We start from the raw sequence: 12,694 nt of genomic DNA, 5'->3' as shown, positions 1-12,694 counted from the left end.
GATTGATTTAATGAAAATCAATCGCTTTTTATTTTGAGCATTATCAATAAATGAAACTTAGTTTTATTCTATAATCAAAAAACCTCTCTCGCTACAGCCATCGTTGTATCAGACTTGCTCATTGTATAAAAATGTAAAGCAGGAACGCCAAAATCAATTAATTCTCGACATTGTTGAATCGCCCATTCAATTCCTAACTGTTTGGCTTGCTTGTCATTTTCACATGCCAAAACACCTTTTCTAAAATCCTCTGGCATATCTAAATAAAACAATCTTGGCAAAATATCTAATTGTTTTTTTGTTGCCAAAACCTTCAAACCTGGAATAATAGGAATCGTAATGCCTTCTACTCGGCATTTATTTACAAAATCAAAATATTTTTGATTATCAAAAAACATTTGCGTTACTACATAATCAGCACCAGCTTCAACTTTTCGCTTCAAATTCTCCATATCTTGCTCTAAATTTTGGGCTTCAAAATGCTTTTCAGGATAAGCCGCAACACCAATACAAAAATCACTGGCATTGAGATATTCGGCATCCTCGTGCAAATATTTACCTTGATTCATGGCTTTTATTTGCGAAACTAGCTCATTTGCATATAAATGTCCATCTTTTTTGGCTTTGAAAGAATCGTAAGGTTTAGCAAAATCGCCTCGCAAAGCCAACACATTATCAATACCTAAATAATTCAGGTCAATCAATAGATCTTCGGTATCATCCTTTGTGAAGCCACCACAAAGCACGTGTGGAACTGGGTCAATCTTGAATTTATGCATAATCGATGAACAAATACCAACTGTCCCAGGACGTTTACGAGTTCTGATTTCTTTGCTTGTCCCATCGGGTAATTGCTTTGTAAAATATTCTTCTCGATGAAAAGTAACATCTATAAAAGGAGGTTTCAACTCCATCATTGGTTCAATTGCATTCAATAAATCATTGAGATTTGAACCTTTGGTTGGCGGAATAATTTCTATTGAAAAAATAGGTTTGCCGTTATTATTTTTGAGATGTTCTGTTACTTTTGCCATTTTTATAATATTGAGATATTATCTTTTTATTTCGGCAAAAATAGATATATTATTTATAAAAACAAACTATTACAGTTATTTTATCTTTTATTTCATTAAAAAGTAGTTATATTATTTTAAGCTGTGCATGAAAATTCTTTTTTAGATATAATTAAAAAATACCATTGAATTTTCAATTTTTTATAAAAAATTCTCTCTTTTTTACCAGTAGTTCCCAGTATCAAAATTTAAAAAAGAAAGCTCTATCAGGATGCGAGATATAATTTAAAAATAACTTTGTGTAAAATTCATAAAATGCAAAAAAGGCAAAACTTATTTTATATTATCTTCGTTGTGTTACTAAAGTTATATTTTTTCTCAATAAAACCACTTAATACACATGAAAAAAATTGTTCTCCTAATTGCTTTGGGCATATTTGCTTTCTCATTTGATGTAGCAGCTCAAACTACATCGACAACGACCACAGTAGCACCAGTTGATACTTTGGTTTTAAAGCAATACGTTGGCAAATACAAATTGAAAGACGCTCCTATTGAAGATTTGATAGTTACATTACAAGATGGCAAATTGATGGGTGAAGCTGTTGGACAAGGTTCAGCTCAACTTGCTCCTACCACACAGACTGACATTTATGATGTAGTCGGCTATGATGGTAAAGTTGAATTTATCAGAAATGAAAGCAAAATTGTTGTAAAAATAAAATTGAGTATTCAAGGCAATAGCATGGAAGGCGAAAAACAGCAGTAATCAATTAGAATAAAATATCAAAAAGCCTCAAAATATATATTTTGAGGCTTTTTGATTGAAATCTACTCCACTATTACATTCCCACCACCACTATAACTTCGATAATCGCCATTGTACATGGCATCGGCAGCTACTGGGCCGAGGATAAATTTCCCTTTTGAAACGACCCTAACTAAATAGTAAAATGTCTTTTCGGTAGCATCGGCTGTAGTATAGAAATTGATTCTATCATCTCGAATATCAAAATGCTGAGGTGTTGAAGCATTTTTTATCCAAGTCATATTACGGTCTTCATTCAATCTTGGATTTTCAATTTCAAATGCAGCTGGTAACATATCTGTCACTACCACATTTTCCACTGGCGTGCCAAGCGTACTACTGATACTCACTTTTACCACAACCAATTGATTTTGTTTAAGGCTTCCACTAATTGGTTGCCCAGTTCGGCTCAAAAATTGTCGGCGAACTTTTAGGAAATTATCTTCTTCAACATAGCTACCTGTGGCACTTAATCCTTCTTGTTGGGTAAAGTAATATAAGCTTCCTTTTCCTTTGGCCGAGATATTGACCAATTTTCCTGCGACTCCTTTTTCTACATTTAAATCTGTTCCATTGAAACTTGCTAAAATTTTATTATCAACTGATAATGAAGCAGTTACATTCGATTCACCTGTACGTTTGGCAATTTTTCCTAAAGCCAAGAAACTAAATACCGATTCTTGGGTAGAGAGATAAGGAGTAGCTTTGATGGCTTGAGAAAGCACTCTTGCTAATTTAGGTATTTGCAAATTTTCAGGATCAGATTCTACCAAACTATTCAATGAAATTGCTAAGTTTCTGATAGGCGAAGCAAAACTTCCTCCTGTTTGTTTTTGCGTATTTTCGATGATATAATCTTTTGGCAATAATTGTTTGAAACTTCCTTCATCACCAATTTGTGCAAAACTCGCTCCGAGCATATATCGCTCATCAGTGGTCAGTAAATTAGCATTTGACTTATAATAATTCATCACTGGCTGATTGGCTTTTCCTGCCATTGCAAGCGTATAAAGCGAATAAATCATTTCATGCCGAGCAATGGTTCTGGTTGTCCAAGTACCTGTTTCATTATAAATATAGTCTATTTCTGTCAAATCTTGCATCGAAGTTTTAGTTGTCAAATAATCAAGCATTCGATTCAAATTACCTTCATTTACTTCAAAATCTGCTTTTTTTGCTTCTAACATAAAATGTGCGGCAAAGGCTGTTCCCCACCAACTTTCATAATCACCTCCTTGCCAATAACTTACTGCTCCGCTTGCTAATTGCATATTTTCTATTTTACGAATGGCTGCTTGTACATTGAATTGTGGATTCCAGTCATTTTCACCAGAAACCTTTAATGAACGAGAATTTTTAGCAATTGTTTTGGTAAAATCAGCAAAATATAACTGCGGAAAAGCCTTTGAAACTGTCTGTTCAATACAACCATGCGGATAGCCCAACAAATAATCTAATTGCTTGGCAAACTGCACCATTGGAGAGCGACTTACCAACAAACTCGCCTGTGCAGTACCAGCCATATAGTCGTTACCAAGATTTATAGACTCTGTTTTTCCTGCTAAAACTACACCCGATAGTGAAGTTTTAAGTAAAGATGTGCTTGGGCGAATAGTCAAATCTATTTTTTCAGAAAACTTTTCTTTGAAACCATTGACCACAACCGCAATACTTCCTGTGCCAATTACTGAAGGTGCTTTCACACTAAACATTGTGCGAACTTCTTTACCAGCAGGCACTGTAATCGACTGATTATTAGCACTTTGTAAAGACAATCCTCCTGTTAGATTTACTGAAACATTTGTTGTTGTAGTTGTTTTTGTTGTATTGGTTACGGTTACAGGAATCATCACTTCATCGTTTGGACTCAAGAATCTTGGAGCTCCAGTACTAATAACAATTGGGTCTTTTACTTTCATATTGGCATTTGCTGAGCCAAAGGCCTCATCTTTATATGCAACTGCCATGATACGTAAATCACCCGAAAACTGTGGTATTTCAAACTCAAAATCTGCTTCTCCGCCTGAGCCTGTTTTCAAGATTCCACTCCAAACGGCTACCAATTTTGTTCGTCCATTGCTCAAAGGATTAACTCTTTTTTCTAAATTATATCCATCTCCCCCAACACTACTACTTGCCAATGATAATTCAGGAAATAAAAATTGATACAAATCATGGCTACTTACTTCTAAGGCCTGTTTTTGATAAAAATAATTATAAATATCAGGTGTTTTGAAGTTCTTGATTTGCAAAATTCCTTCATCTACTACTGAAATCGTGAGTTCTGTATTGGCCTTTGTTTTGATTGTTACTTTTTGCTTGCGTTTTGACCGAGATTCTTTGACAGCAACAATCTCTATTGGCAATTGATTGCTTGATTTTTCTACTTTCATTGGGGCAAAACCATGAGCAACCGTCAAGGGCATATCGTTGCCTTTCATTGGACGAATGAGCGTAGCCGTGACATACACATTCGGCAACATTTCTTCCGTTACGCTGATGTCTATTTCAGCTGATTTTTTATCGGTTTCAACATAAAAATGTTCTAAAACATTACCTTTTTCTACGGTTACAAGCATTTTTCCAACAAAAGGTGTTTTCATTAAAACTTTTGCTTTATCACCAACTTCATATTTTTCTTTGTCAAATTCCATCAAAACTTGTCCTTCATTGCTCACTTCAAATGAACTACTCGAAGTGCTACCGTAGCCATAAGCATAAAATTGTCGAGAAGCGTAGCTTTTTGCACCTGCTTGTGCAATACGAATTTCATATTCACCAGAAACTTGTGGGATGAATTTGATAGCAGATTTACCTGCTGCAAAAGTCACTTCTTTGGTTTGAACCAATTTATCTTGTCTTTTAGAATTGTATTTGATGACACCATCTATTTTCTCTACAATTGTCTGATAATCAATACGATAAACAGAAACTTCAGCACGGGCATTTTTTACTTTTCCATCGTTGGAAACAGCAGCCAAAGGAATATTCATAGGCACATGTGTACCAACATAATAATCAGCTAAACCAATGCCATAAAATGTATCTTGCGTGAAAACATCAAAACTTTTAACACGATTGAGCGGACGACCAGTTTCATCAAAAACGGTTACAAAAACTTTACCTTCCAAAACACCCATATCTTGATAAGTTGCAGGGAGTTGAAATGCTTGCTTTGCCAATCCATCTTCATCGGTTGTACCTTGTCGCAAATCGTTATTAAATTTGGTATCATTCTGAATATCAAATGAATAACCTTCAAAGCCTTTGGCAAAAAAACTTTTACGTTTTAAACTAAAGTCCATTTCGTAATTACGATTGGAGGCAGGTGGGCCAAACAGATTGGTTGCGGTAGCTACTAATTGTACTGTTTCACCCGTACGATAAATATCTTTTGCACTGACATCCACTTTAATTCTATCAGGCATAAATTCTTCAATACTGATAGGTTTTGACGTGAGTAAAACATCATTTCCATTCAAAATTTCGATTGTATAAGTGCCTGTAACAGCAGCTCTATCGAGTGGAATAGACGTTTCGACCGCTCCTTGTGCATTAGTATTTTTCAAAAAAGATTTAAATTCACGACCATTGGGCAATAATAATCTGATTTTTAATGGAATTTCTTCGGCAGAAGCCCATTTAGCATCACGCAAAACAGTATTAAAATGAATCGTTTCTCCTGGTCGGTAAATATCACGGTCGCCATACACGAAAGCATCAAAACCAGTAGCATTGGCTCGCTTCCCTTCGACCTCAAAACGAGAAGTTTCGACTTGTGTATCTTCCAACAGCATATAATTGAAATCATCAGCAGTACGAGCGGTAATCATGGCTAATTTGAAATTCGGAGCTTTTTCGCTGAGTTTTTCAAATATGATAACACCCTTACTATCAGTCTTTTGTGAATCCATTACTTGATTATTGCTCGAAATCAATTTAATTTCCACATCGCCCATTGGCTCGGCATCAATGATAGAATTCACAAAAACCATCAGTTCATCACCATCAGCAGATTTTTTAGCAATAATACCTAAATCAGACACCGAAACAAGTTTGGTAGCATTCTGATAATATTCATCATTTGAGTTGAGATTGACCAAATAAACACCACGTAATTTATCTTGCTCAGGCATTGGCATATTCAGTACAGAAACACCATGCACTTTTGAAAGATTACCCGTTTCGATGGTTCGATTGATAATTACATCACTGTAAATTCCTTGATCATCGGTACTGTAATTAAATCCATTAGGGCCACTTTCTTCACCATCATATTCATAATTTTCGTAGCGGTTATTTCTTACATACGAGAGTAAATTATTCTCGTAAATTTTCACAACTTTTAATTGCACTTTAGGTATGTTAGTAATACGAATTCCCACATTTCTACTACCTTTAGAGGATAAATACAGGCCTTTTTTACTCACAAATTCAATACTGGCAGGCATTTCTCCAAAAAATAAATCTTTGGTTAATTCAGCATCTAATTTTGCTCCGAGTGTTCCTCTGAGATTATCTTTTATTGTCAAAGTGTAGGCTTCAGAAGCACTAAAAAATCCTTTGATGATAAATCCATTTTCGGTCAATTCAGTTTGTGTTTCAACGGCAGGTTCTATTTTGAAAGCATCTTTTAGATTGTCGCCCGCAATTTGCTGTGTTGTAATTACTTTTACAAAGCCTTGATTTTTCTCAAAACCAGTTTCAATATCAATAATCTTGACTGAATAAGGAGAAGGCAAAACACCTTCTAATTGAATGCTATTTTGAGTAGAACTACTACCTCCTACAATTTTAACACCTTTTTCAATCGTTGTTTTGAGTGAACTTTCGTCTTTCAATGAAGGTGCATTATCTAAAGCTAAAACTACCTTTTGGTCATTTGGAGTACTATTTAAAATAAATTTTGCATCCGCCTCTTCAATCTGAACCTTCATTAAATTAGCAATTTCTGTTTCTTGAACAGGGTAATTGAAGTCAACTTTCACTTTAGCAAGTGGTTTGCCATCAGCTCCTTTCATCCAATAGCTTTCCAATTTTTGTGCTTGGAGATAAGGCGTATGAAATTCAAAAGAATCATCGCCTAATTTATAATTTTTGGTGATTGATTTTCGTAAAATTTCTTTGGTAACAACTGCTTTGTAATTTGTGGCAGCTTTGAAGCCATTGCTGGGTGAAAAAACTAATTCATTCTTTGCTGACCATTTGAATACACCTTCTACTTTAGGTTCAATTCTTACATATTCGATTGCCTCCCAGTTTTCTAAATCATTGTCGGTAACCAAATCTTTGTTGAATGTAAAAACTAAATTCTGAGCTGCTTGAATTTCATCTTCAAAATTTCGAGCAGAAATACTCACTTCGTTGAGTTTTGAACAGCCAATAAATAGTGATGAATAATAACTAATAAATAATAAGAGGGCAAAAAAACGTAAAAAACCATTGGTTTTTAGACGAGTGAAAGATGCATTCATAAAATATAGGCAGTTTATTATAGGTTTCGGGGATATTAACGTGGGAAGTTCGTTAAATTGTAGCGGATTATCAAAATTTTTTTTAAGAAATAAATTAAGCTAATTTTTTAACAAAACAAAGCCTGATAACTCATTGAAATAATTAGTTATCAGGCTTTTATAAAACAGTGTTGTTTGTTTTTATACTTTGCGTTTCAGCTCAAAATGTTGACCTAAATATACTTTCCTTACCAATTCATCACTCGCTAATTCTTCAGCCGTACCTTGTCGAAGAATTTTTCCTTCAAAAAGCAAATATGCTCTATCGGTGATGGAAAGCGTTTCGTTTACGTTGTGGTCAGTAATAAGAATACCGATATTTCTATCTTTTAACTTAGCAACGATTCCTTGAATCTCTTCTACTGCAATCGGGTCAACTCCTGCAAAGGGTTCATCTAACAAAATAAATTTAGGGTCAACAGCCAAAGCACGGGCAATTTCAGTTCGTCGTCGTTCTCCACCCGAACAAACAATTCCTTTATTTTTACGGACGTGAGTCAAGCTGAATTCTTCCAACAAAACTTCTGTTTTTTCTTTGCGTTCTGTTTTTGAAAGTTGGGGTTTTGCTATTTCTAAAATCCCTAAAATATTTTCTTCAACCGTCAAATCTCTAAAAATTGACGGTTCCTGTGCCAAATATCCTACGCCTAATTTTGCACGCTTGTACATGGGCAAAGATGTAATATCCAAATCATCAAGCCACACTTTTCCACTATTGGGTTTAACCAAACCCGTAGCCATATAAAAAGAGGTAGTTTTACCTGCACCATTTGGGCCCAAAAGTCCAACAATTTCCCCCTGCCCTACTTGGTAGCTTACATTATTATTAACTAATCTCTGACCGTATTTTTTAATTAAATTTTCTGTCCTTAGAATCATACTTTTTTAGAACTTTAAGTGGTTCTTTCTGCAAAACTAAGTCCTTTTCTTAAAATATCCTGTTAATCTTTCTTAATTTTAAACTTACGCTTATATTGAGCGTAAGTTGATAAAAAAACTACCACACAAAAATGCGTGATAGTTTTCAAAAGTTTTCACTTATAATAAATTCGTCATTCGCAAATCAACATTCGTCACTCAACTAAAATCTATAATGCTTTCCCTTCTTCTAAAGTCTTAATGGCATTTTCCAAAAACTTCTTATTTACATCATCGGGGGCTTGAACTAAGGCTAATTTTGCATATTCTAAGGCTTTTTTATAGTTTCCACTTGCCGAATAGCCTCTCATTAAACCTCCATTGGTAGGCCAAGCTCCATTATTTTTTTTATGATTCAATTCAAAAATCTTCATTGCTTCATTGACTTTCTTTTGTGCCAACAATTGTCTGCCATATTGGTGCAATTCGATTGCCGAACCTTTGTCAATAGCAGTTTGCATGGTAGTTGCAGCTTCCTCTTTTTTGCCTAATTTATCTAAAATTTTGGCCTTCGTAGATAAAGCCCTGAATGTTGAACTTCCACCAAGATTAGGAGAGGTAGCCGAGGTTATCCAATTATTGGCTTCTTCCAAATTTAGGTCGTTATCGGCACACCAATTGGCTGCAAATTCCAAACTCGGTGGGTCGAAACCTAATTCGCCACTCATTTCTCTTTTAATATGAGCAAGAATTGTTTTCTTTGCGTCCACTTCCACTTTAAATGGAATGCTCCAACGCTCCCAATCTAAACTAATTTCTACTGAATTTTCGGTTTGATTACTAAAATTATACACCAGACGCTCTTGTAATGAAGCTTGATTTTTTTTCTGAGTCGTACGAACTCTCAAAACATCTAAACTTTTATCATAGAAATAGCTTCCCCACCCTCTGCTATTTTTATTGAAAATCAATATGGTAGAGTCTGGAGAAAGCTGCATAAAAAGGGCGTATTTTCCTGCTGCCAAAGACTTACCATTGATAGTAACATCGGTGGAGAAAGAAATAGTAGTACACTCATCCGCTCCTGCACGCCATGGAGATTCGGTATTTGAACCAAATCCTAAAACAGTTGTACCAAAATAAGCAACGTCAGTACCCCAAATCTTGCCTTCTCGCCCTTTCACTCCAGGGGCATTCCATTTTACTTCAATTTCGGTTACGCCGATTTTTCTTCCAGCAGAAGAGGGAAAATTATTGTTTTGCGGTATTCGGAGTGCTTGTGCAAAGCCACTATTGATATAAATAATGGCAATAAGTAGTGTAAGTAATAGTTTTTTTGTCATGATTTTGTGTATGATTAAATTTTGAAAAATTCAAAATTAACATAAAATAATGAAGAAAAAATACCACAATTAGCGTGATTTTTTAGCGGAGAGTAATTAATAATTTGGAGATTGGTCAATTTGACAATTTGACAATTAATGACCAAAACATGTAATAATCAATTTATTGTCAAATCTCCAAATCCTCAAATCTCCAAATTATTAAATTACAGAGTATTTAATATCTTTCAACATTAATTGTAAAGTGGTCTTGTTATTAAATGTATTTTCATCAATCTGATAGGCTACACTGAAATATTTATTAGTGTTCAGTTTTTCGAGATGTTCTTCCACCATACCAAAACCTACTGCTGTTAAAATTGCACCTGTTTCTTCTTCAAAAAGTTCGAGTCGAAGGTGTTTTTCTTTCATGACTCTTGGAGCATATTTGAGCGTAAGGTTTTCAGTGGCAAAAACAGGTTGCATATTTTCTGGGCCGAAAGGAGCCATTTGATTCATAATTCGATAAAATTTAGAAGAAATCTCTCCCAATTTTATTTTCAAATCTATTTTCACCACTGGGGTAAGTTGCTCTTCGGTAATGGTAGCAGAAACTATTTTATCAAATGCTAAACGAAACGCATCAATATTTTCAATCGGAATTGTCATACCAGCGGCATGGGTGTGTCCACCAAATTGCTCAAGTAAATTGGCACATTGTTCGATTGCTCCATAGAGATTAAAACCCTCGACCGAGCGAGCTGAACCTGCGGCTTTTTCATGAGATTTTGTCAGAATTATAGTTGGACGATAATATTTTTCGATACATCTACTCGCCACAATACCTATCACACCTTTGTGCCAATCTTCTTTATAAAGCACTGTACTTTTAGCAGAATTTATCAACCATTCATCCCCCTCAATCATCGCTAAGGCCTCTTCGGTTATACGAGTATCATGCCCACGGCGTTCCAAATTATGTTTTTGTATTTCGTGAGCAAAATCTATTGCTTCGTTATAATCACCTGATAATAAAAGCTTTACGGCAGCTTTGGCGTGTTTTATTCGTCCTGCAGCATTGATTCTTGGGCCTAGTACAAAAACTACGTTTTCAATTGTCATAAGGGTCGTAAAACCTGCCACTTCTTTCAATGCTTTTAGTCCAATTCGTGGATTTTCATTAAGTTTTTTTAATCCATAAAATGCTAAAACTCGATTTTCTCCAGTGATAGGCACAATATCAGAAGCAATGCTGACCACACATAAATCAAGAAAATCATATAGATTATCAATCGGAATTTCAGTACGATAGCAATAGGCTTGAAGCAATTTAAAACCGACACCATTGCCAGTCAATTCTTTATACGGATAAGGGCAATCTTTTCGTTTTGGATCTAATACAGCTATGGCATTCGGTAATTCATCATCAGGTTCGTGATGGTCGCATATAATAAAATCTATGTTGTATTTTTCCTTGGCCAATGTCACTTTTCCTTGAGCTTTGATGCCGCAGTCTAGGCAAATCACCAAAGAAACCCCTTGTTCAGCAGCCCATTCAATTCCTTGTACCGATACTCCATATCCTTCTTCGTAGCGGTCAGGATTATAGTATTCTAAATTACCATAAAACGTTGATAGAAAGCCATATACCAAGGCAACAGCGGTGGTACCATCAACATCATAATCGCCATAGACCATGATTTTTTCTCCATTTTCAATGGCTTCAATGAGGCGATTAACGGCATTTTCCATGTCTGCCATCAAAAATGGGTCATGCAGATGTTCAAGCTTAGGTCGAAAAAAATCTCGTGCTTCATCAAAATCCGTGATTTTTCGTTGAACAAGCATCGAAGCCAAAGCTTTATCAATATTTATTGCATTTGCTAAATCGTTGACAATCTGTGGGTTTGGGGTAGTTTTATATGACCAACGTTTTTCAGACATTTTCCTTTTTGTAAGATTGAGTTGCGAAATTAAGGATTTATTTTGTTGAAATCGACATAACGTATTCGTCAATTTATATCAGTAATTATACACATAAAATTCCATAAGTCAGATGTCAATTAATCTGATATTGAAGAAGGAAATAAGTAGAAAAATGGAATTAATCAGAAAATTGTAATAATTCTGAGTGAACAACCTTTGAAAATTAAATAGTTTAAGTCGAACTACTTAGGATTCAGCCCTATTTCTTCTCTTTCTTACCAAACAAAGAAAAATGCACATATCGCTTAGGATTTGCTTTCATATCAGCCATCAAAAGAGCAATGTTTGCTGCAGTTCTATCTAAGTTCACATAGAGAGAATCATCTTTAGCCAATTTACCAAGTGTTCCTTTACCTTGATTGATTTCTTTAATAACACCTTGCAGACCAGCAATTGAGCTATTTAACTGTGATACCGTTTGCCCTAAACGCATGGCGTTAAGTGAGTCGGTGAAAGTACTTGTTTTTTGTAAGATTGGCTTGAGTTGGGCATCCAAATTATTGGATAATGTATTAAGATTTGCAGTTAATACAGCAGCGTTTCCAGTAATAGCTGCGAGGTTTTTTGAGTTTGCGGCTACAATACCATTGACACCTGCGGTAGTTTGTGTGGCACTCGCCATCAATGCTTTGAGAGCAACGGCTGTTTGGTCAAATTGTTTGATAATGGCCGTAGTTGTTACCATCAAAGAATCAACATTCTTTAACGTTGGTGAAAGTTTATCGGTCACAGAGCCAAGCATTCCTTTTTCAACAGTACTTTCTAAAGTGGCTTCATCTGGCAAATCTTTTCCAGCATTGATTAAAAGCTTTATCATTTTTCCACCTAAAAGTCCGTTATCTGCCAAAACAGCGATAGTTTTGTCACTAACTTTTATTTGTCGTTTAATCGCAAGCATTACTCTGATACGATTTTTGTCTTGCTCAGGCTCTACCAATACCACTCTTCCAATCGTCACACCATTATACATTACAGGGTTTGACGGTTGCAATCCTTCGGCATTTTGGTAAAATGTATAATATTCATTTTCTGTGCGGAAAACGTCTAATCCTTTGAGGAAATTAAATCCAAGATAAAAAATTGCAAAAGCAATAATACCTAATAAACCAACTTTTACTTCTTTTTTCATACTTAGGTGCTAAAGCACAATTAAGACGGGGTCGCCCGTGCGATTAAGAATGATTTTACTCAATC

General features: G+C 35.2%; 7 protein-coding genes. 1 reads left to right on the top strand and 6 read right to left on the bottom strand.

Features of this window, described 5'->3' with window-relative positions:
* Window positions 1-74: 74 nt before the first annotated feature.
* Window positions 75-1,034: a methylenetetrahydrofolate reductase [NAD(P)H] gene (gene metF / locus ACQUQZ_RS08060; protein ID WP_435354363.1), complete on the bottom strand. Its 960-nt coding sequence runs from the start codon at window positions 1,032-1,034 to the stop codon at window positions 75-77.
* A gap of 379 nt (window positions 1,035-1,413) precedes the next feature.
* On the opposite strand from metF, the gene ACQUQZ_RS08055 reads away from it, so the two are divergent.
* Entirely contained in the window at window positions 1,414-1,782 is a 369-nt protein-coding gene (locus tag ACQUQZ_RS08055; protein WP_435354362.1) for a DUF3471 domain-containing protein, read from the top strand.
* 62 nt (window positions 1,783-1,844) lie between these two features.
* On the opposite strand, the gene ACQUQZ_RS08050 is transcribed toward ACQUQZ_RS08055, so the two are convergent.
* The 5 genes from ACQUQZ_RS08050 to ACQUQZ_RS08030 form a co-directional block, all read right to left on the bottom strand.
* Window positions 1,845-7,295, bottom strand: coding sequence for an alpha-2-macroglobulin family protein (locus tag ACQUQZ_RS08050; RefSeq protein WP_435354361.1), 5,451 nt, complete (start codon window positions 7,293-7,295; stop codon window positions 1,845-1,847).
* A 180-nt stretch (window positions 7,296-7,475) separates the two neighbouring features.
* Window positions 7,476-8,213 carry an LPS export ABC transporter ATP-binding protein gene (gene lptB / locus ACQUQZ_RS08045; RefSeq protein ID WP_435354360.1) on the bottom strand — a complete coding sequence of 246 codons (738 nt, stop codon included), beginning with the start codon at window positions 8,211-8,213 and terminating at the stop codon, window positions 7,476-7,478.
* A gap of 209 nt (window positions 8,214-8,422) precedes the next feature.
* A complete protein-coding gene (locus ACQUQZ_RS08040; protein ID WP_435354359.1) occupies window positions 8,423-9,535 on the bottom strand; it encodes a DUF2911 domain-containing protein in 1,113 nt (370 codons plus the stop codon).
* A gap of 201 nt (window positions 9,536-9,736) precedes the next feature.
* Window positions 9,737-11,458 (bottom strand): single-stranded-DNA-specific exonuclease RecJ, encoded by a 1,722-nt coding sequence (gene recJ / locus ACQUQZ_RS08035; protein WP_435354358.1) that lies wholly within the window; start codon window positions 11,456-11,458, stop codon window positions 9,737-9,739.
* Window positions 11,459-11,699: 241 nt separating this feature from the next.
* Window positions 11,700-12,629: an MlaD family protein gene (locus ACQUQZ_RS08030; RefSeq protein ID WP_435354357.1), complete on the bottom strand. Its 930-nt coding sequence runs from the start codon at window positions 12,627-12,629 to the stop codon at window positions 11,700-11,702.
* Window positions 12,630-12,694: the final 65 nt, after the last annotated feature.

It is taken from the genome of Emticicia sp. SJ17W-69, from assembly GCF_051209875.1.
Lineage (GTDB): Bacteria > Bacteroidota > Bacteroidia > Cytophagales > Spirosomataceae > Emticicia.
Note: the sequence above shows the minus strand (reverse complement) of the source record. Positions and strands in the feature narration are given on the sequence as shown.

Bases quoted from the DNA above. Each gene is read 5' to 3' on its own strand.
- metF (WP_435354363.1), bottom strand. From the start codon at position 1,034: ATGGCAAAAGTAACAGAACATCTCAAAAATAATAACGGCAAACCTATT.
- ACQUQZ_RS08055 (WP_435354362.1), top strand. From the start codon at position 1,414: ATGAAAAAAATTGTTCTCCTAATTGCTTTGGGCATATTTGCTTTCTCA.
- ACQUQZ_RS08050 (WP_435354361.1), bottom strand. From the start codon at position 7,295: ATGAATGCATCTTTCACTCGTCTAAAAACCAATGGTTTTTTACGTTTT.
- lptB (WP_435354360.1), bottom strand. From the start codon at position 8,213: ATGATTCTAAGGACAGAAAATTTAATTAAAAAATACGGTCAGAGATTA.
- ACQUQZ_RS08040 (WP_435354359.1), bottom strand. From the start codon at position 9,535: ATGACAAAAAAACTATTACTTACACTACTTATTGCCATTATTTATATC.
- recJ (WP_435354358.1), bottom strand. From the start codon at position 11,458: ATGTCTGAAAAACGTTGGTCATATAAAACTACCCCAAACCCACAGATT.
- ACQUQZ_RS08030 (WP_435354357.1), bottom strand. From the start codon at position 12,629: ATGAAAAAAGAAGTAAAAGTTGGTTTATTAGGTATTATTGCTTTTGCA.